Here is an 18,687-nt window from a genome sequence, read left to right as displayed (position 1 = left end):
GCTTAGACACCCAGTTCCTAATTCAGATCAGAGGCTTACGCCACTCCCGCCAACCCTTCAGGACACTTTTGGTGAATAAGGCGGGCTAGGCGACCCTCGTAATTCTTAGCCTATATTCAGCACGAGTGCTCCGTCACCCTCATCGATATGGACGGTCGATCCGTCGCGGATCTCGCCCTGGAGGATCAAGTCGGCGAGCGGATCCTGGAGAAAGCGTTGCACCGCGCGTTTCAATGGCCGCGCGCCGTAGACCGGATCATAGCCGGCGCGGCCGAGCCAGGCGCGGGCCGCATCGGTGAGGTCGAGCGTGATCTTGCGGTCCTGGAGCAGCTTGCCGACGCGGGCGACCTGAATATCGACGATGGGCGCCATATGGTCGGCGCCGAGCCTGTGGAACAGAATGATCTCGTCGAGGCGGTTGAGGAATTCCGGTCGGAAATGGCCGCGGACGATTTCCATCACCTGGTCCTCGACCTTCTCGACCGATTCGTCGTCGGCGAGGCCAGCAATATACTGGCTGCCCAGATTGCTGGTCAGCACGATGATGGTGTTGGTGAAGTCGACCGTGCGGCCCTGGCCGTCGGTCAGCCGCCCGTCGTCGAGCACCTGCAGGAGAATGTTGAACACGTCGCCATGCGCCTTCTCGACCTCGTCGAAGAGGACGACTTGATAGGGGCGGCGGCGAACCGCTTCGGTCAGCACGCCGCCCTCTTCATAGCCGACGTAGCCCGGAGGGGCGCCGATCAGCCTGGCGACCGAGTGTTTCTCCATGAACTCGCTCATATCGATGCGAACCATCGCGTTGTCGTCGTCGAACAGGAAGCCGGCGAGCGCCTTGGTGAGCTCGGTCTTGCCGACGCCTGTGGGCCCTAGGAACAGGAATGAGCCCAGGGGCCGATTGGGGTCCTGCAGACCGGCACGCGCGCGGCGCACGGCGGTCGACACGGCGCGGACCGCATCGGCCTGGCCGATGACGCGCTTGCCGATCGTCTCTTCCATGGCGAGCAGCTTCTCGCGCTCGCCGGTCATCATCCGCTCGACCGGAATGCCGGTCCAGCGCGCGACGACGCCGGCGATGTCCTCCGCTGTCACCTCCTCGCGCAGCATCGCGCCTTCGGCTGCGCCCGCCGCGTCGGCCAGCTGCTTTTCGAGCGTGGGAATGGTGCCGTATTGCAGTTCGCCTGCCTTGGCGAGGTCGCCCGAGCGCTGCGCCTGGTCGAGCTCGATGCGTGCAGCGTCGAGCTGTTCCTTGATACGGCTCTCACCCGCGATCTTTTCTTTCTCGGCCTGCCAGCGCGAGGTGAGTTCAGCCGATTGCTGCTCGAGATTGGCGAGATCCTGCTCCAGCGTCTCCAGTCTGTCCTTCGACGCCTTGTCGGTCTCCTTTTTCAGCGCCTCCCGCTCGATCTTGAGCTGGATGATGCGCCGATCGAGATTCTCGATCTCCTCGGGCTTGGATTCGACTTCCATACGCAGGCGCGAGGCCGCCTCATCCATGAGGTCGATCGCCTTGTCCGGCAGGAAGCGTTCGGTGATGTAGCGGTGGGACAAGGTCGCCGCCGAGACCAGCGCGCTATCGGTGATGCGCACGCCATGGTGCAGCTCATATTTTTCCTTCAGGCCGCGCAGGATCGAGATGGTATCTTCGACCGTGGGCTCACCGACGAAGACGGGCTGGAAGCGCCGCTGGAGGGCTGGATCCTTCTCGACATGCTTGCGATATTCATCGAGCGTGGTCGCGCCGATGCAATGGAGTTCGCCGCGCGCGAGCGCGGGCTTGAGCAGGTTGGATGCGTCCATCGCGCCTTCGCCCTTGCCGGCGCCGATTAGCGTATGCATCTCGTCGATGAACAGGACGATATGGCCCTCGGCGGCCTTCACCTCATCGAGCACACCCTTCAGCCGCTCCTCGAACTCGCCGCGATATTTGGCCCCGGCGATCAGGCTGCCCATGTCGAGCGCCATCAGCGCGCGGTCCTTGAGCGTATCGGGCACGTCGCCATTGGCGATGCGCAGGGCGAGCCCTTCGGCGATCGCGGTCTTGCCGACGCCGGGTTCGCCGATGAGGACGGGATTGTTCTTCGTGCGCCTGGCAAGGATCTGGATGGTGCGACGGATCTCCTCATCGCGGCCGATGACCGGATCGAGTTCGCCTTCGCGGGCCGCTTCGGTGAGGTCGCGTGCGAACTTCTTGAGCGCGTCGTAGCGATCCTCGGCCGAGGCCGTGTCCGCAGTCTTTCCCTTGCGCAGCGCGCTGATCGCCGCATTCAGCGCTTCTGCCTTCAAGCCCGCTGAGGCCAGGGACTTGCCGGCCGCGGTGTTTGAGGCCAGCGCTAGCGCAAGAAGCAGCCGCTCGACGGTGACATAGCTGTCGCCCGCCTTCTGCGCGACCTGCTCGGCCTGATCGAGCACCCGCATAGCATCATTATCGAGGCTCGGGGCCGATTGCGCGCCGCTGCCTGAAACCGATGGCACCTTGGCGAGCGCGGCGTCGGTCTGCCGCGTCGCCACGGCGGGATCGCCGCCTGCCGCGCGGATGAGGCCGCTTGCCATGCCCTGCTCATCCTCGAGCAAAGCTTTCAGAAGATGTTCCGGGCTTATCCGCTGATGGCTCATGCGGATCGCGACGGTTTGCGCGCTCTGGAGGAAGCCCTTGGCGCGATCGGTGAATTTTTCGAGATTCATTGATTCCTCGTTTTTCCGTTTGGCGTGAGTACCGATCGCGTCTCACCCCATTGTCGGTTCGACGTCGCACGTGATGGCCAAGGGTTATCGAACCGATTCCAACACGGCCGATGAAGGCCCTATCGATTGGTTCGGCAAAGTCGGAGATTTCTTGGCATAGCGTGTTCCCCCTCTCTCGTTCGCTCAGAATTCTTGGCGCTTATCTTTCAAGCCGAAGCCCAGAAATATACGGGATGTTCCGATGGGCGCGGAATTCAGCCAAGTCCGGACCGGCGATGTTCATGGCTATCTGCCGATCGACTGCCGCCGGACATGGCTGGAGAGAAGAGCGCTTGTGCTGCCCACCTCTGGCGAAATGGCTGCGACATGGCCGTGCCTCCTTTCTATGTCGCTCCTTTCCCAATGATGCGGCCGCGCCGCAGGTGAAACCGGCCCGGCCCGGCCCGGCCCGATCTGATCGTCGTTCCGATTATGGCGACTCGCAGCATCGCCCGGGGGACGGGGGGCAAATCCAGCGTCCGGCTGGCGGGAATAGAACAGCCATAAGGCGCCAGACCCGGCGTTCTGGCCCAATTGCGGGCCTCACGCTATCGATCGTGACGTCAGGTCGTTCGCGGCATCGCGCTTGGCGGTCTCGGACTTGCGCTCAGAATATCGATCGACAAGCTGCTCGGCATGGCCGCGGGTCAGAATGGTGAACCGGATCAACTCTTCCATCACGTCGACAATGCGGTCGTAGTAGCTGGAGGGTCTCAACCGGCCTGCCTCATCGAACTCCTTGAATGCCATTGCGATGCTCGACTGGTTCGGGATCGTGAACATCCTCATCCAGCGGCCGAGCAGACGCAGCGTGTTGACCGCGTTGAAAGACTGCGAGCCGCCTGAGACCTGCATCACCGCGAGCGTCCTTCCCTGGGTCGGGCGCATACCGCCAAACTCCAGCGGCAGATGGTCGATCTGCGCCTTCATGATGCCAGTGATCTGGCCATGACGCTCGGGACTGCACCACACCATGCCCTCGGACCAGAGCGCGTGCTGACGAAGTTCATGGACCGCCGGATGGTCGTCCCCCCTGATCTGATCCGGCAGCGGCAGGTCGCTCGGATCGAAGATCCGCACCTCGGCGCCGAACAGGATCAGCAGGCGCGCCGCCTCCTCGACCGCGAGTCGACTGAATGATCGCTCCCGCAGGGATCCGTAAAGCAGCAAGATGCGGGGCGGATGTTCGAGCGAACCGAGGCCGACGGCGGGACTAGGTCTAACGAGCGACCGATCGAGCGCCGGCAGGTCATCAGGGTCGGCAAGGGAACGAAGGCGCGACATCATGCTACCCGACGCTCATACCAAGGGCGTGTCCCCTTCACGATTCTGACCACGGACAGCATGACCGGAACTTCGACCAGCACACCGACGACGGTAGCAAGCGCTGCGCCGGAGTTGAGACCGAACAGACTGATCGCGGCAGCGACCGCCAGCTCGAAGAAGTTGGACGCGCCGATCAATGCGGCGGGGGCGGCAACGCACCATGCCACGCCGAACCGACGGCTCAGCCAATAGGCGAGCCCTGCGTTGAAATAGACCTGGATGAGAATCGGCACGGCGATCAGCGCGATCACCAGCGGATGGGCTATGATCGCCTGCCCTTGGAATCCGAACAGCAGCACCAGAGTCGTCAGCAACGCGACCAAAGATACTGGGCCAAGACGGCTGAGCAGCCGGTCAAGCGCGGGCTGTCCGCCCGACGAAAGCACGGCACCCCGAATGACCTGCCCGACGATCACCGGCACGACGATGTAGAGTAGGACCGAGATCAGCAGCGTGTCCCAGGGTACGGTGATCGATGCGACGCCGAGGAGAAGGCCGACCAGCGGGGCGAACGCGAACACCATGATGATGTCGTTGAGCGCGACCTGGCTCAGCGTGTAGGTCGGGTCACCATCGCAGAGATTGGACCAGACGAACACCATCGCCGTGCAGGGCGCTGCGGCAAGCAGGATCAGTCCGGCGATATAGGAGCTGATCTCAGCCTCCGGCAACAGCGGCCGAAACAGCCAGCCCAGGAACAGGGTGCCGAGCAGCGCCATCGAGAAGGGCTTTACCGCCCAGTTGATGAACAGCGTTATGCCGACACCCTTCCAATGCTGCCTGACCGAACCAAGCGCGCCAAGATCGATCTTGAGCAGCATCGGGACGATCATCAGCCAGATCAGAACCGCAACGATGAGGTTGACCCGCGCAACCTCGGTCGACGCAATCACGCCGAACAGGCCGGGCAGTGCATAGCCGAGTGCGATGCCGACGATGATGCAAAGCGCTACCCAGACGCTGAGATAGCGTTCGAATGTGCTGATCGCCGGCCTGGCCGGCGCCAACGTTCCAGCAGTGGTGGCGTTCATGATGCGACCCGCTGGCCGCGGTCATCGACAATGCGTTCGCCATCTTCCTTCGCGAAGGCGCCACGCTGATCGCTCGGCAGCAGATCGAGCACCTCCTCGGAAGGGCGGCAGAGCTTGACGCCGAGCGGTGACACTACGATCGGGCGGTTGATCAAGATTGGATGCGCCATCATCGCATCGACAAGCTGCCCATCACTCAGCGACGGGTTATCGAGCCCCAACTCAGCGAAAGGCGTGCCCTTCTCGCGCAGCAAAGAGCGCGTGGTAATACCCATGCGCTCGATCAGCCACATAAGCATCGACCGCGACGGAGGAGTCTTCAGATAGTCGATCACATGCGGTTCGATTCCAGCATTGCGGATCATCGCCAGCGTGTTGCGGGAGGTGCCGCAATCGGGATTGTGGTAGATTATGATATCGACCGGCATCAGGCTGCGTCCCCGCGACGGCTGCTCGCGCCTTCGCCATGCCCGATCTCACGGACACGGGCCCGCAAAGCCATGGCGTCGACCCTATCGAAGGGCAACGCCGCGAAGAGCTTGATGCGGTTCTCAAGATAGCGCAGCGCTGTCACGAACGCGCGCTCCCGCTCGATCTGCGAACCCTGGACGTGGCTTGGATCCTCGATCCCCCAATGGGCGGTGACAGGATGACCCGGCCAGATCGGGCAGACCTCGCCCGCCGCGTCGTCGCAGACGGTGAACACGAAATCCATCACGGGCGCGCCAGGCACGGCGAACTCGTCCCAGCTCTTCGAACGGAGACCTTCTGTAGGATATTCAATCCGCTCGAGCAGAGCGAGCGCGTCAGGGTTGATCGCGCCCTTGGGGTAGCTCCCGGCCGAAAAGGCACGGAAGCGACCGCCGCCCAGCTTGGTGAGGGCGCTCTCCGCAAGAATCGAGCGGGCCGAGTTACCGGTGCACAGGAAGAGGACGTTGAAGATGCGGTCGGACATGGCTGACTCCATCAGCAGCAGGGGGCGAGTTCGGCGATCAATGGCGCGCACAGCGCCGCGTTGCCGCCACAGCAATCCTTCACGAGAAACAGGGTCAGCGTCTTCAACTGGTCCAGCTCGGCGCGATAGTTGATGACCCGGCTGCGCCGCTCGGAACGGATCAATCCGGCTCGTGAGAGCGTGGCCAGGTGAACCGACATGGTATTCTGGGGAACAGCCAATGCCTTGGCGATCTCGCCGGCAGCGAGCCCGTCGGGCTCATGCCGGACCAGAAGCCGGAAGGCGTCAAGGCGGGTGCCCTGCGCGAGAGCGCCTAAAGTGGCGATGGCTGAATCATTATCCATATATCTATATTAACGGATATATGGATAATGATCAACGACGACATTCACAGCGATTTACATGCTTTTCCAACATCCCCAGCCGGATCGCGGCCCAGCCGGGAGAGCCGCTCGGGTCGCTCAAGCGGCGCGAATCTCTTCAGCAGCGGCCTTCCCGACGGTACGGTCGTCCGCAACCGTCGGGAAGGAGACCTTCTTTAGGATCGGTCGCCGCGACGTCCAGCCTCTTGAGGACGCGTTCCCGGCGCCTCAGAGCGCCGGACGGCAGCCTCTTGCCTGGTGGATGCCGCGCAGGAAGCCCCGTCGCGCAAAACCCGCATCGATCGCGGTGTTGAGGCGACGCTGCGCCGGCGCCGCGCCGGTCGCCTCCCGCACCAGTCCCCGGAAGGGAATGAGCGAGTTCACCACCATCTGGCCGCCGGCCTCCGCAAATTTTCCGGCGCTGTTCTCTTGCTGTTTCGCTCCGACAATGAAGTCCGGTCCAAGCACCGCGCTCAGTTCGGTCACCGCACGGGCCAGTTCGGTGCAGGCTCTAAGGCCGTCGAGGCTGTAGGGGTTCTCGCTCGCTCTTTCCAACACCGGCGGAATATTGGTCGCGGCCACACCGACGTCGCGAACCGGCTGGGTCACGATCTCGCCTGCCCTCCTGCCCGTCTGGTCTACCTTGCGTTCCGGCTGCGCGACGGGTGGCGCGGCTGCGCCGGTCTTGGGCGGCGGGCTATGGGGAATGCAGCCGGCCAGCAGAAGCGAAGCGATCAGCAGGGCGCAGAGCGGAACCCCGGCGGCTGCCGTCGACTTGCGTGGGCTGTAAGTGGGCAAGACCGTCATATCCGAAAGATAGGGTTTTAGATGCGTCAGGCAGGTCCCTCTGTAAGGAATTCCCCTAAGTCCCAAGCGATGGGAGATTTCTGCCCACGATGAGGACCGGGCCATCGGTCCTTGCCAGAACCACTTCGTGCAGGACGTCATGTGGCGTTGGACGCAGCCCTCGGCATCGCCTTCCTGCCGCGGCTGGCCACCGGCTTTGCTGCATCGGGATCATCGGCTATTCCAAGTTCCTCCTATATGTGCGGTACGGTTGACCAGATCGTTGGGCATGCTGCCGGTCCCCAAGCGCTTCCACCGCGGCAAGGAACCTTCCGCGTCGGCACCTGGGCTTCTGGCGGAAGGACGACCGCTGCGACAAGATTGTCGCTTCGCTTCCAGTGGAAGAACTATGAGGGACGGTGATCGCCGGGACCTACGTATGTATACGAATTCGTCCGGTTAAGAGCATGAGGCAGGCTCGGATCAGCCACAGATTTTCATATTGCTCGTGCAGAGTCGGCTCAAGCCGAGCGAAAGGCACGGCTCGATTTGCCATGGCGGCAGGAAAATACGGGAACGATCATGCGCGGCAGCTTCTTCTGGGGAATGGTGGTCGGAGCGGGTGGCGCCCTGGTGGCGTCGATCCCGTGGGAAACGACGAGGCCTGCGGCCAAACGGGCGCTGCGGGCCGGTCTTGCCGGCTATGCAGCAGGTCGCGGCGCGGCCGCGCGTTTCGCTGAAGATGTCGAGGATCTGGTCGCCGAGGTCGCCCATGAGATGAAGCAAACACCGGCGCCAGAGGCCGCTTCCGCAACCGCGGCCACGCAAGGAGCAGCCAGCCAGGAGAAGGACGCCGTCGATGGATCGCAGTCCAAAAGCTGAAACGACGCGAGGTCATCTCAAGCACCGTATGCCCGGACGCGTCCGGATCGTGCTCGATCGTCCCCTGCCCCACCTCGAGCGGCTTGAGTCGCTTGCTACGGCATTGGCCGCGATTCCGGGCATAGACTCCGCCGAGATCAGGCCGACAAGCGGCAGCATCGTTATCAGACACCGAGGCGATTTTGATGAGTTGCGGGAGTCGATCGCCAGAGAAGGCATCCAGTTTGCTTCGTCCATCACGCATCTTCAGCCGATCGATCCGATGGGTGCCGCCGCACGGCAGCTTGGTACGGTCGACGGAGCGATAGCGCGCCTGACGGACGGCCGTGCGGATCTGTGGAGCCTGGCTTTCGCGGGGCTTGTGGCCGGGGGTGTGATCCAGCTCGCAAGAGGCAGGGTTGCCGGACCGGCGCTGACCCTCCTCGGTCAGGCCGCCACCCTGACGATGGCCCGGCCACTGCGAACGTTCATTCGCTGAGTCCGTCGCAGTTCGCCGATGCCGAAAGAGGTCGCCGCCAGCCCGGCGGAGAGCGCCAAGTCGCCCGGACCGGGCACACCCAGCCCGAGCAGCGTTCGCAGTGGCCGGATCAGGAAAGGCGCGGCAAGCAGTCCGCAAGCCGCTGCCAATGCGCCGCCAAGCCGTGTCTCCGATACCACTCGACCTGCGACCGATCCGGGCGTCCGGTCACGCAGCCCCCAGGCGTGGGCAAACTGCGCCAGCGACAATGTTATGAAGGTCGCCGCGCGTGCCTGTGGTCCGGCGCCCTTGCGCGCCAACAGGATGAGATGGGCGGTCAACGCCGACGCAGCGAGGTGTGCGCCGTCGAATCCAAGATCCCGAAGCTCGTCGTGGCCGAACAGCGGCGCATCCGCAGTGCGCGGGGGGCGTGTCATCACGTCGCCTCGCGGCTCGGCCATCGCCAGCCCCAGACCTGGCATGATGTCCGTCACCAGATTGAGCCAGAACAACTCCATCGGCGTTTCGAGCCCGCCCCGACCATGCAGGGTTTCGCCGAGCATGAGGAGCACCTCCGACAGGTTCGTCGACAGGAAATAGCGGGTGGCCGCGCCGATGCTGTCATCGGTCGCGCGCCCGCGGGCGATCGCCCGTGCCAACGCCCGTAAATCATCGTCGGCGATCACGATGTCCGCCACCTCGCGCGCGACATCGGTTCCCTGCCTTCCCATGGCGACGCCTACCGCAGCAGCCCTGAGCGCGGGACCGTCGTTGACGCCATCCCCGATCATCGCCACGCGCCGGCCCGCGCCCTGAAGCGCGCGGACGATGCGCAGCTTGTCACCAGGGCTGATACGGGCGAAGACCGACGTCCGGAGCGCCAAAGCGCCAAGCGCCTGATCGTCGAGATCCGCAAGGTTCGCGCCGTCCACGACGGGGATGATGCCGGTCCGTGACACGGCGACCGCTTCGGCGACCGAAAGCGCGGTGGCCGGCTGGTCTCCGGTGATAATGATCGTTCGAATGCCGGCGCGGTGAAAGATCTCGACCGCTTCCTGCGCCTCCGCGCGGACAGGGTCAGCGAGCGCCACGAGGCCCAGCCAGACGAGGTCGTCCGGCAATCCGTCGCGAAGATCACCTTCCTTCCTCGCAACGCCGAGCACCCGCAAGCCTTCCCGGGCGAGCGTCTCATTGGTGGCAAGGATCCGGCGACGCCGTTCCTCGTCGAGCGGCCGAAGCCCATCCTCCGTCAGTTCGTGGGCGGCAAGCGCGAGCAATTCGTCCGGCGCGCCCTTGACCGCGACATAATCCGCGCCGTTGCGGCGATGCGCTGTCGCCATCCATCGATGCGCCTGATCCCGGCTCTGGAGGCCCACTATCGGCGACTGTTGTTGGACGGCATCGGGGTCGATGCCGGTGTCACTGCAAAAGCGAAGAAGCGCCAGTTCGGTGGAGGATCCCGTCTGCAATGCCAGATTTGCCTCATTGCACAGCGCCACGGCTTCGGCGATGGCCCGCAGCAGGTGTGGGGCCAGGCCATCGCTATGCCCGTCCGCCGAAGTCCGCCGAACCTCTTCTCCGATGGCGACCCCCACGACCGCCATCCTGTTCTCGGTCAGGGTGCCGGTCTTGTCGAGGCAGATGGTGTCGATGGTGCCAAGGGCCTCGACCGCTGGCAGCGCCCGAACAAAAGCCTGCTCGCGCTCCATCGCCCTTGCACCCAGCGCAAGCGTTGTGGTCGCGATGGCTGGAAGACCCTCGGGAATGGCAGCGACCGCCAGTGCGACCGCGCTTCGCGCCATGGCCAGCAGCGGCTCGCCGCGCAGCAGCCCGACCAGGAATACGACGCTCGACGCGCCGACGCAGAGCAATGCGAGACGGCCGCTGAGGGAAGAGAGTTCCTCCTCGATGACGGGTCGGGGCGGACGCGCCAGATCGATCAAGGCGCGGGTTCGTGCGGCCTCCGTGCCGCTGCCCGTCTGAAAGACGACGGCGCGCCCGTCTCCACCGCTGACGATCGTTCCATCGTGGACGATATTGTGCCGGTCGGCGACTCCAGCCGGCACCTGGTCCAGCACCTTGGCGTGCTTTCGAACTGGCAGGCTCTCGCCCGTCAGCGTCGATTCATCCACCGTCAGATCCCGGCATTCGAGAATTCGGGCATCGGCGGGCACGAACTGGCCCGGCGCGAGGACGAGGATATCGCCGGGCACGATCGTCGCGGCGAGCACCGTAAGGCGATTGCCGTCACGCTGGACCTCCGCCATATGCTCCGTCGGCCGCGACAGGCGGCGGATAAGGCGCTCCGTGGCATTTTCCGAAGAGAAGCCGATGGCGGCGTTGGCGAGTACGACGCCGATCGTCAAAGCGGCGTCCAGCAGGCCACCGGTAGCGAAGGAAAGAACCGCCGATCCGAACAGCAGCGCCACCGGCAAGCCCGTGAACTGCGCCGCGACCATATCCCGCTGCGAGCGGCCGAGCGGCGGCGGAGTCTGGTTCGGCCCGTAGACGGCGAGCCGGCGGCGCGCCTCGTTCGCAGAAAGACCGTCCGCCCCGCTACGCAACAGCTCGAGGATATCCTCACCCCGCGAACGGAAAATGGCGTCACTCTCCAGTGGCGGTTCGTCCAAAAGCCTCGGTCGCCGCGGACCGGAGCGGGAAAGCCGGTCATCTGGCTCGGCGGCCGCCTCGATCGGCGCTGATTCCTCCAACCAGGAGACGATGGCGGCAATGGTCACTGCGGGATCATGTTCGACAAGCATGCTGCCCAAGAAGGCATTGCCCTCCCCTACACGGCAACCGCGAGCCACCAATCTGCTTCGGAAACGCCGTAACGCGTCATCGGCAGGCCATGGAGAAAACCGCAATCGCGTCCGACCCGGAATGTGATGATGTATCGAAATCGCCACTGGTATTCGCGATCCTTTCACTCTTCCGGACGCTGCCCGGGAAGCATGACCAATCATATGTCCGCAGGCGTTACATCATCGAGAGACCGCAGCAGATTGGTATGTTCCCTCAACGTCGTCGCTTTGCGAGCCAGAGTTCACTGGTCCGCAGCCCCCGGCACCGCGCGGGCAGAGTAGCGCGAGCAGATCGCCGCAGTTACATCCCCGGGGACGTGACCGCGGCACAAATTCCGACACAAGCGCGATGGTCGCGGGCCATAACGAACAGAGCGCCTGGCGCCTCTCCGAAGTGGTGCGCGGGACTGATGACGCCCCATCCGGGGCTTTACGTAACGCGTCGCGTAGGTGGACCCGCTATCGGAAGCGATGCAAAATCTCCTCTCCGAACGGAACGACATGACATACCGGAACACTGTTTCGGATTCAGGACAGCCGAAGATCCTGCTTGCAGAGGACGATCCTGCCGTCAGGCGATCGCTCCAGCTGGTCTTGCAGGCGCGGGGCTATGACGTCAGGGCGCACGCGAGCGGAAAGACGCTGCTCGACGATCCGTTTTGCACGAGCGCTGCCTGCCTGGTGGCGGACTATCGGCTCGACGAACTCGACGGCTTCGAGATTTTGTCGCGCCTGCGTTCGCGGGATTGGAATGGACCCGCCATACTGATTACCGCCTACTCTACCCCAGACCTTCAGGAGCGAGCTACCAGCCTCGGCTTTGGGGCGGTGATCGAGAAGCCGTTTCGCGAAGGAGCCGTCGGTGACACTATCGACCGTCTCTTGCATGCGCACTGTCAGTCAGGCGGAGCGCGTCACGATGGCCAGTGAAGGGGAGCCGATCACCAACCGCCTTTTGCTTGCGCTGCCTTCGGCAACGCTCGCAAGGCTGACACCCGAGATGGAGCTCATTCGGACGGAGTCGGGGGCCGTCATCGATCATGTTAACGGATTGATCCAGCATCTCTATTTCGTAAACCGGGGCATCATCTCGATGGTCAAGGTGATGCGCGACGGCCGCTCCGTCGAAGTGGGCGCGATCGGCCTTGAGGGCATCACCGATTCCAATGCGCTGTTCGGCGTCGATGTGGCGATCACCGAGACGATGGTGCAGGTGCCGGGCAGCGCGCTCAAGATCAGCCGAACTTTCCTTTCGCGCGAGCTCGAGCGGGATCGCGACCTGAGGCGGATGATGGAGCGGTACTGGCGCTTCGCCTTTGGCCAGCTCGCGCAGACTGCGGCGTGTAACCGACTGCATACGCTCGAGGAGCGCTGCTGTCGTTGGCTGCTGACGAGCCATGACAGCGCGCTTGCCGACAGCTTTCCGCTCACCCACGAATTCCTCGCTACGATGCTTGGAACAACCCGCTCCAGCGTCTCGCTGACCGCCAAGGTGCTCCATCGGGCGGGATACATCGATTATGTGCGCGGGATCATTACGATCATCGACCGGGCGGGTCTCGAGGAGACCTCGTGCGAATGCTACGCCGAGACCACCGCAGAGATGAATCGATTGTTCGGCCCGGAAACGCAGCGCGGCGGCTGATTTTTCGGGAAAGGTTCGGAAACGCTACTGCTATGTTCGACATCGAACAGACGCGCGGGCGAACGGTCATCACTCTGTGCACTCCGACACGCTGAGTCGATAGGATAGCCGCCAGCGGCGCTCCACTCATCCGTAGGCAGGTCGCTAGCGGGAGCGTTAAATGGCGCGTGAGGGCGGGAGCGGTCGGAGCGACTTCGAGAAGCGATCCTGGGCGCACAACCAGAATATCCTGCGCTTCCAGGCGCTTCTCCACAATGCCGCCCATCGCGACAGGCATGATGAAATCCGCAAACTTCTTCACGATGAGGAAGAGAAGCTGCGGTCGCTTGAGAACGATAGGTGACTGCAAAAGGGGCAGCGCGCAATGCCCAACGTCTTGGAAGAAAGCAGCCCAGAGCCTGACGATGTTCGTCGCTTCGATGCGGTCCATTTCGGCGTCAATGGAGATTTTCCGGAAACGGTCGCGATCCAGGCTGAGCGACGTTCTGGATGCGGATCGGGCGGGAAGCATGACGGCCCGCTGGCGCCATGATGATGAGCTCCGACTTTGCGTCCCTTTCGATCAGGCTCGACCACGAATGACTGACCAAAGCTATTCTGCCCGATCATGCTCGAACCCTCGTTCAAGCAGCTTCAAACGATCAACGATGGAAAAGAAGAAGGCGGTGGACCAGCCGATCAGAATAATCCCGCTGGCGCCCTCGATCGCGCCCAGGATGCGACTGCCCGGAGGTAGAACCAGATCTCCGTAGCCTATTGTCACATAGGTCGAGGTGGAGAAGTAAAGCGCCTGCTCGAAATCAGGAAAAGCGTTGAGCCACCGGTATACGCCCGCCCAGATCCAGATCTCGACCGAATGCAGTGCAAAGAGGCCGAACGCCGCTAAAAGAATCGCCGCTGTGTTGAACATCGCCGCCAGCATTCGGCTCGATGCGTGACGGTGTCGGCGCAGAATTGCAAGCAAGGCCCCAAGCCCCACGAGGTGCACCAGCACCGTCAGGGCGACGACCGCTGTTGCGATACCCAGCTGCGTGGACAATGTCATGGCGGCCAGATTGGCATGGACGGCCCGTCCCGCCCACGACAATCCATTCGATAGAGGCACTTTGGTCGGCGTAAGCCGGGCTTGCACCGGCATCCGTTTCTACGCCAGCGATGAGAGCCGGAACTATCGGTCATCGCCAGAACCGCTTCGTGTCGATCAGCGCGTCATGCGCAACCGCCGCAGCCTTCAACAGCGCCTTCTTTCGGGCGTTGACCAACAACGTCGGCGCATCGGGCTCATCAGCCAATCCAAGCTTTTCCAGCAGGCTTGGCGCCGTCGCCAGGTCGTTGAGCAGACCGAGCTGGTCCTGAAGCTCTTCCAGCGCCACGAGGAATCGCTCGTACCGCCGCCTCTCGTGCTTGCGCTCGAACAAGGTGGCGAAGAACTCGGCCCCATAGCGCAATTTCTTGACGTTCTTGCGGACCCGGTGCCGGGCGGCATCGGCCGCATGAGCGAGATCACCTCCCCCCTTCTTCACTTTGCGGCGAAAACGGCCGAGCGCGGCGACTGCGAATTCTCGCGCCGGCTGATGGCGATCCGCCTCGGTGGCGGACACATGTAGCCAGTCGCCGTTCACAGTCCACTCCGCAAGATCGAGCATCAGCTTCCGCGCGCGCGATGACGCCAATGCATCCGCGACCTCGCCATAGGCCGCTTGGCGCGCCGCCTCGATGCGATCGTATAGTGGACCCGATCGGGCGCGTTCGAGCAACACATCAAGGTTGCGGGCGTCGCCAAGCTTCGAAGCGACCCACCGCAGCTCCTCGCCCAGCTTCACTTTCATGTCTCCGCCGATCAGCGGCTTGAAGATTGAGAAGCTTGATCGCAGGCGGCGCAACGCCACGCGTGCCTGGTGCAGGGCCTCGGTGTCCCGGCGGGCCAGCAGCAGCGTCTCGTTCAACCGGAACTGCCGCACGCAGCTCTGGACGATATGCTGGAACGCCTGGGCTGCCGTCATGTCGCTGGTTAGCGCTATCGGCTCGGCCTTGACCATCGTCGTGACCGGTCCGGTGAGCCGGTAGCCCCGCTCGGCCTTGGTCTGTACACTGAGCCGGACGGGCGCGACCGCATCGATGCGCCGGGCAAGCGTGAACAATGCGGCCGGATCGCCGGCCTTCAACTCCAGCTCGATCTCGCAGATCGGCGATGTTCGGTCCCCCGCCGCCGCCTCGCCGCGGTCCAGAACCACTTCGATCGTCGCGCCCTCCTGCCTTAGTATCCACGTGCGCCGCGCGATCCGCACCTCGAAGACCGAACCGACGCTATCGACCGCGCCGCCGATCATGGCCCGGACCGGCGTCGTATCATCGAGGATGGGCTTGTCGTCCTTGACGGCGCGTTCCCATTCGGAGCGCACGAACAGGCCCGCGGCACTGGCGCCATCCGCCTTCACGGTCTGCGTGCGCTTCCTGCCCGAACGGCGGATGCGAAGCGAAAGCCCCTTCTTCGCCAGAGCATGATCCGGGGTGTCGAAATAGACCGACCCTTGCTCGATCTTTTCAGGATTGGCCGGCAGCAAAGCGGAAGCTTCGAACGCATCGGCGGCGTCCGGCGTCAGTTCGAGCTTCAGTTCGATTTCGTCCGCCATGCATGCCTTCTCTCACCGTTTCGTGATGTCATCTAGGAGCCGTCTGAACGCCAAGCCGCCTCGCGCAGATTCGGCCGATGGGCGTGGTCGATGTTCCCGCTGGGCACCGCAATTTGCAAAGGTCATCGGGGACAGTTCTCCTCGCCCGGCACCGGCATGCCGCGGTCCCGATGGTAAACGTCGGGAAAATAGCGGATACCGCCTTCGCCGTCCGGTTCGGCCGTGAAATAAGCGACATAGACGGGAACCGGAGCAGCCATTGGTACGGTAGCCGTCCGCCCTGCCGCGACCATGGCATCCGTGCGCGCCCGGTCCCAGCCCGGCTCGGTCGCAAGAAGCGCCGTGGCGAGGCCGAGCGCGTCCCCGACCCGGACGCAGCCATGGCTGAAGGCGCGTACATCCTGCTCGAACAGACCCTTGCTCGGTGTGTCGTGAAGATAGACGCTGTAAGGATTGGGCATGACGAGTTTCATCCGCCCGAGTGCATTGGTTGCGCCCGGGCGCTGTCGATACCGGCCACCCTGCACGACATAGCCCTTGCGCGCCGCCTCGGCAGGACGGTTGCGCACCAAAGCGCCGACGCTTTCCGCGACGATGCTCGACGGAATCTCCCACCAGGGGTTGAACGTCACACCTGTCACTGTTGCGGCGAATACCGGTGTCGGCGAGCCGGTCTTGCCGACGATTACCGCCCAGCGGCCGATTTGCTTCCGGCCGTCCCACAGCGTCGCTTCGAAGGCCGCGGTGTTAACCAGCAGGTAGCGGGCTCCGAGCACGCGCGGCATCCAGCGCCAACGATCGAGATTGGCGGCGATTGTCGCGCGCCGCGCAGGATCCTGCTCGTGCGAATAGGCTTCGCGAAGCGAATAATAGAAGGGATGCGAGGGGCGCGCCGTGCCGAACAGCCGGTCGAGGTCGTCTCGCGCCAACGACGACGCCACCGAAGTAGCGGGTTCGGCCCCAAGCGGCTCCCCCGCGATGCGCCAACCGGTGCGCAGGGACGCATTGCAGCAACCCGTCCGGTGAGCCTGCAACAGCCGGATCGCTGCCGCCGTCGCCACCGTATCAAGGCGCACCTCTTCACCGGCCGCAATCGCCGCGCGGACCACGTGCGCTTCCTTGCTGACGGGCGCGAGGCCGTCGTCGGCAGCTGCGTCGAGCCATTCGACGAGGCGTTCGGCCTGCGCCTTGTGCCAATGCGGCGGGTTGGGGACGGATGCTGCGGGCAGGAAGCAGGCAAAGGCGAGAAGCAGGAATTTCTTCATGGCTTTTCCTGTCGAAAGCCGGGGCGTGACAACATAGGGAACAATACGGAGCCGTGTCCGCACCGAAGCCCACTCGATAGCTGCACAGGGGTATGGCGGTGACAGAGCCGTCGCGGTGGCCATGGCAGTCAAGCGAGCCGAACTGCGGAGCATCTCGGGACATATACTTATTCCGACGCCAAGGCTCGCGATGATAACCTCCCGGACATGAAGAGAATTGCGACCCTTACGATGAACCCGGCCATAGATGTGGCCTATGAGGCGGACCGCGTCTTTCACACTCACAAGATCCGGGCCCGCCAGGAACATTATGACCCGGGCGGCGGCGGCATCAATGTGGCGCGTGTCATTGCCCGGCTGGGTGGCACCGCGCGCGCGCACTATCTCGCGGGCGGCGCCACCGGCGCTACGCTCGATAGTCTTCTCGATCTTCACCAGATGGTTCGCTCCCGCATCCCGATCCAAGGCAACACCCGCATAAGCACGGCGGTCTATGAGCGGGAAACAGGCAAGGAATTCCGGTTCGTGCCGCGCGGCCCCGTCGTCACCGAGCAGGAATGGCAAGCATGCCTTGACCATCTCGACGGTATCGAATGTGATTATCTCGTCGCGAGCGGATCGCTGCCGCCGGGCGTGCCCGACGATTTCTACAGCCGCCTGCAGACGAAGACGCGGGCTCGCGGGATCGAGTTCATTCTAGACAGTTCGGGGGCCGCACTCCAGCAGGGCCTCGCCGCCGGCGGCATATTGCTGGTCAAGCCCAGTCTTGGCGAGCTTCAGCAGCTTGTAGGCCGTTCACTGGCAGATCGCAGCGACATCGCGACGGCAGCGTCGGACATCGTCCACAAGGACCAGGCCCAATATGTGGCTGTGACCATGGGCCATGAAGGCGGCCTCCTCGCGCAGCGCTCCGGTGTCCTCTGGCTGCCCGCAGTGCCCGTTGAAGCGAAGAGCGCAGTCGGCGCCGGCGATAGCTTTCTGGCGGCAATGACATTCGCGCTGGCTTGCGGCCGGGATCCGATGGACGCCTTTCGATATGGAATCGCGGCAGGCGCTGCCGCCGTCCTGACGCCGGGTACTGATCTTTGCCATCGGGATGAGGTGGAACGGCTGTACGTCCTTGTCGATCCGGGCGAAACGCCGGCGGAAGCTTCGACCAATATGGCAGCGCATAGCAGCCGGGCGGCGGAGGCACATCGCGCGTGAGAGACAAGCGCCCTGCCTTGCTGCAACGGCAGGCAAATGATCGAGCGGACGGAGAGAGAAGATGAAAGCAAGCGATGTTATGAGCCTCGGGGCGGCGACGATCACGCATGATGCTTCGCTTGCGCAGGCGATACGAACCATGGCCAACCACCACATCAGCGCCCTGCCCGTGGTCGATCGGGGCGGGCATCTCCAGGGCATTATCTCCGAGGGCGATTTCTTCCGGCGTGAAGAGCGGCCGGCTCGGCTGACCGCGCTCTTCGGCGCAGATGCCAACGCGCGCATCAACGCGCTAGAATCCCGGACCGTCGGCGAGATTATGTCGCGCGACCCGATCACGATCGGATCCGATGCATCCATGGAGGAAGCGATCGAGCTCATGGAATGCCATGCTGTCAAACGGCTTCCTGTAGTGACGGACGGTCGGGTTGTAGGCCTGATCAGCCGTGCCGACGTGCTGCATGCCTTGGTCGCATAAGCAAAGCCCTCGAGCTCGCAAATTCCTGCCGCGTACATCCGCGCCAACCTTAATCCTCTTGGCGCAGTGCTCAGGCCTCGGGCTGACACGCTGAACGGCAGATCATGCCGTTATCTCTCGCGGCCGGCTACCG

General features: G+C 63.7%; 18 protein-coding genes. 7 read left to right on the top strand and 11 right to left on the bottom strand.

The genetic code is table 11. The features are described from left to right. Positions 1-105 precede the first annotated feature (105 nt). The 7 genes from clpB to K7W03_RS04085 all read right to left on the bottom strand — a co-directional run bounded on the left by clpB (position 106) and on the right by K7W03_RS04085 (position 7,196). Positions 106-2,685 carry an ATP-dependent chaperone ClpB gene (clpB, locus tag K7W03_RS04115; RefSeq protein WP_222885653.1) on the bottom strand — a complete coding sequence of 860 codons (2,580 nt, stop codon included), beginning with the start codon at positions 2,683-2,685 and terminating at the stop codon, positions 106-108. 582 nt (positions 2,686-3,267) lie between these two features. Continuing rightward, a complete protein-coding gene (arsH, locus tag K7W03_RS04110) occupies positions 3,268-4,008 on the bottom strand; it encodes an arsenical resistance protein ArsH (RefSeq protein WP_222885663.1) in 741 nt (246 codons plus the stop codon). Next, the gene (arsB, locus tag K7W03_RS04105; RefSeq protein ID WP_222885652.1) at positions 4,008-5,081 is read right to left on the bottom strand and encodes an ACR3 family arsenite efflux transporter; all 1,074 of its coding nucleotides are present in this window, start codon (positions 5,079-5,081) and stop codon (positions 4,008-4,010) included. Before arsB ends, arsH begins: the two co-directional genes overlap by 1 nt. Then, entirely contained in the window at positions 5,078-5,509 is a 432-nt protein-coding gene (arsC, locus tag K7W03_RS04100; protein WP_222885651.1) for an arsenate reductase (glutaredoxin), read from the bottom strand. Before arsC ends, arsB begins: the two co-directional genes overlap by 4 nt. Then, on the bottom strand, positions 5,509-6,036 hold the full coding sequence (locus tag K7W03_RS04095; protein ID WP_222885650.1) for an arsenate reductase ArsC: 528 nt from the start codon (positions 6,034-6,036) through the stop codon (positions 5,509-5,511). The genes arsC and K7W03_RS04095 overlap by 1 nt, the downstream gene beginning before the upstream one ends. An 11-nt stretch (positions 6,037-6,047) precedes the next feature. Beyond that, complete coding sequence (locus K7W03_RS04090) at positions 6,048-6,380, bottom strand: ArsR/SmtB family transcription factor (RefSeq protein ID WP_043152239.1); 333 nt, start codon at positions 6,378-6,380, stop codon at positions 6,048-6,050. 246 nt (positions 6,381-6,626) lie between these two features. Beyond that, positions 6,627-7,196 (bottom strand): hypothetical protein, encoded by a 570-nt coding sequence (locus K7W03_RS04085; RefSeq protein ID WP_226869676.1) that lies wholly within the window; start codon positions 7,194-7,196, stop codon positions 6,627-6,629. Positions 7,197-7,766: 570 nt separating this feature from the next. Here K7W03_RS04085 and K7W03_RS04080 point away from each other — a divergent pair. Then, on the top strand, positions 7,767-8,066 hold the full coding sequence (locus K7W03_RS04080; protein ID WP_222885649.1) for a DUF5132 domain-containing protein: 300 nt from the start codon (positions 7,767-7,769) through the stop codon (positions 8,064-8,066). Next, positions 8,044-8,544, top strand: a complete 501-nt coding sequence (locus K7W03_RS04075) for a hypothetical protein (protein WP_152542745.1) — start codon at positions 8,044-8,046, stop codon at positions 8,542-8,544. The genes K7W03_RS04080 and K7W03_RS04075 overlap by 23 nt, the downstream gene beginning before the upstream one ends. On the opposite strand, the gene K7W03_RS04070 is transcribed toward K7W03_RS04075, so the two are convergent. Continuing rightward, on the bottom strand, positions 8,493-11,285 hold the full coding sequence (locus K7W03_RS04070) for a cation-translocating P-type ATPase (RefSeq protein ID WP_264319021.1): 2,793 nt from the start codon (positions 11,283-11,285) through the stop codon (positions 8,493-8,495). The two genes, K7W03_RS04075 and K7W03_RS04070, sit on opposite strands and share 52 nt — an antisense overlap. 513 nt (positions 11,286-11,798) lie before the next feature. Between K7W03_RS04070 and K7W03_RS04065 the strand changes: the two genes are divergently transcribed. The 3 genes from K7W03_RS04065 to K7W03_RS04055 all read left to right on the top strand — a co-directional run bounded on the left by K7W03_RS04065 (position 11,799) and on the right by K7W03_RS04055 (position 13,315). Continuing rightward, entirely contained in the window at positions 11,799-12,257 is a 459-nt protein-coding gene (locus K7W03_RS04065) for a response regulator (RefSeq protein WP_319024294.1), read from the top strand. Further along, positions 12,247-12,972 (top strand): Crp/Fnr family transcriptional regulator, encoded by a 726-nt coding sequence (locus K7W03_RS04060; RefSeq protein WP_222885647.1) that lies wholly within the window; start codon positions 12,247-12,249, stop codon positions 12,970-12,972. Before K7W03_RS04065 ends, K7W03_RS04060 begins: the two co-directional genes overlap by 11 nt. Positions 12,973-13,132: 160 nt before the next feature. Further along, on the top strand, positions 13,133-13,315 hold the full coding sequence (locus tag K7W03_RS04055) for a hypothetical protein (RefSeq protein ID WP_222885646.1): 183 nt from the start codon (positions 13,133-13,135) through the stop codon (positions 13,313-13,315). A 249-nt stretch (positions 13,316-13,564) separates the two neighbouring features. Here K7W03_RS04055 and K7W03_RS04050 read toward each other — a convergent pair whose 3' ends face one another. From K7W03_RS04050 to K7W03_RS04040, 3 genes are all read right to left on the bottom strand, one after another. After that, entirely contained in the window at positions 13,565-14,110 is a 546-nt protein-coding gene (locus tag K7W03_RS04050; protein WP_319024293.1) for a potassium channel family protein, read from the bottom strand. A gap of 37 nt (positions 14,111-14,147) precedes the next feature. Further along, a complete protein-coding gene (locus K7W03_RS04045; RefSeq protein ID WP_222885645.1) occupies positions 14,148-15,605 on the bottom strand; it encodes a CHAD domain-containing protein in 1,458 nt (485 codons plus the stop codon). Between the two features lie 122 nt (positions 15,606-15,727). After that, entirely contained in the window at positions 15,728-16,870 is a 1,143-nt protein-coding gene (locus tag K7W03_RS04040) for a L,D-transpeptidase family protein (RefSeq protein ID WP_222885644.1), read from the bottom strand. Positions 16,871-17,077: 207 nt separating this feature from the next. Between K7W03_RS04040 and K7W03_RS04035 the strand changes: the two genes are divergently transcribed. Both K7W03_RS04035 and K7W03_RS04030 read left to right on the top strand, forming a co-directional pair. Beyond that, positions 17,078-18,076, top strand: a complete 999-nt coding sequence (locus tag K7W03_RS04035) for a 1-phosphofructokinase family hexose kinase (protein ID WP_222885643.1) — start codon at positions 17,078-17,080, stop codon at positions 18,074-18,076. 61 nt (positions 18,077-18,137) lie between these two features. Continuing rightward, complete coding sequence (locus tag K7W03_RS04030; protein WP_222885642.1) at positions 18,138-18,554, top strand: CBS domain-containing protein; 417 nt, start codon at positions 18,138-18,140, stop codon at positions 18,552-18,554. The last annotated feature ends 133 nt before the right edge of the window (positions 18,555-18,687 follow it).

The organism is Sphingobium sp. PNB (assembly GCF_019873065.1).
Classification (GTDB): Bacteria; Pseudomonadota; Alphaproteobacteria; order Sphingomonadales; family Sphingomonadaceae; genus Sphingobium; species Sphingobium fuliginis.
The sequence above is the reverse complement of the archived record's forward strand: the minus strand, read 5'-3'. Positions and strand labels throughout refer to the sequence as shown.

Coding starts and splice junctions, on each gene's coding strand:
- K7W03_RS04030 (WP_222885642.1), top strand. CDS start 18,138: ATGAAAGCAAGCGATGTTATGAGCCTCGGGGCGGCGACGATCACGCAT.
- K7W03_RS04035 (WP_222885643.1), top strand. CDS start 17,078: ATGAAGAGAATTGCGACCCTTACGATGAACCCGGCCATAGATGTGGCC.
- K7W03_RS04080 (WP_222885649.1), top strand. CDS start 7,767: ATGCGCGGCAGCTTCTTCTGGGGAATGGTGGTCGGAGCGGGTGGCGCC.
- K7W03_RS04060 (WP_222885647.1), top strand. CDS start 12,247: ATGGCCAGTGAAGGGGAGCCGATCACCAACCGCCTTTTGCTTGCGCTG.
- arsH (WP_222885663.1), bottom strand. CDS start 4,008: ATGTCGCGCCTTCGTTCCCTTGCCGACCCTGATGACCTGCCGGCGCTC.
- K7W03_RS04065 (WP_319024294.1), top strand. CDS start 11,799: ATGCAAAATCTCCTCTCCGAACGGAACGACATGACATACCGGAACACT.
- arsC (WP_222885651.1), bottom strand. CDS start 5,509: ATGCCGGTCGATATCATAATCTACCACAATCCCGATTGCGGCACCTCC.
- arsB (WP_222885652.1), bottom strand. CDS start 5,081: ATGAACGCCACCACTGCTGGAACGTTGGCGCCGGCCAGGCCGGCGATC.
- K7W03_RS04090 (WP_043152239.1), bottom strand. CDS start 6,380: ATGGATAATGATTCAGCCATCGCCACTTTAGGCGCTCTCGCGCAGGGC.
- K7W03_RS04040 (WP_222885644.1), bottom strand. CDS start 16,870: ATGAAGAAATTCCTGCTTCTCGCCTTTGCCTGCTTCCTGCCCGCAGCA.
- K7W03_RS04045 (WP_222885645.1), bottom strand. CDS start 15,605: ATGGCGGACGAAATCGAACTGAAGCTCGAACTGACGCCGGACGCCGCC.
- K7W03_RS04095 (WP_222885650.1), bottom strand. CDS start 6,036: ATGTCCGACCGCATCTTCAACGTCCTCTTCCTGTGCACCGGTAACTCG.
- clpB (WP_222885653.1), bottom strand. CDS start 2,685: ATGAATCTCGAAAAATTCACCGATCGCGCCAAGGGCTTCCTCCAGAGC.
- K7W03_RS04050 (WP_319024293.1), bottom strand. CDS start 14,110: ATGCCGGTGCAAGCCCGGCTTACGCCGACCAAAGTGCCTCTATCGAAT.
- K7W03_RS04055 (WP_222885646.1), top strand. CDS start 13,133: ATGGCGCGTGAGGGCGGGAGCGGTCGGAGCGACTTCGAGAAGCGATCC.
- K7W03_RS04075 (WP_152542745.1), top strand. CDS start 8,044: ATGGATCGCAGTCCAAAAGCTGAAACGACGCGAGGTCATCTCAAGCAC.
- K7W03_RS04070 (WP_264319021.1), bottom strand. CDS start 11,285: ATGCTTGTCGAACATGATCCCGCAGTGACCATTGCCGCCATCGTCTCC.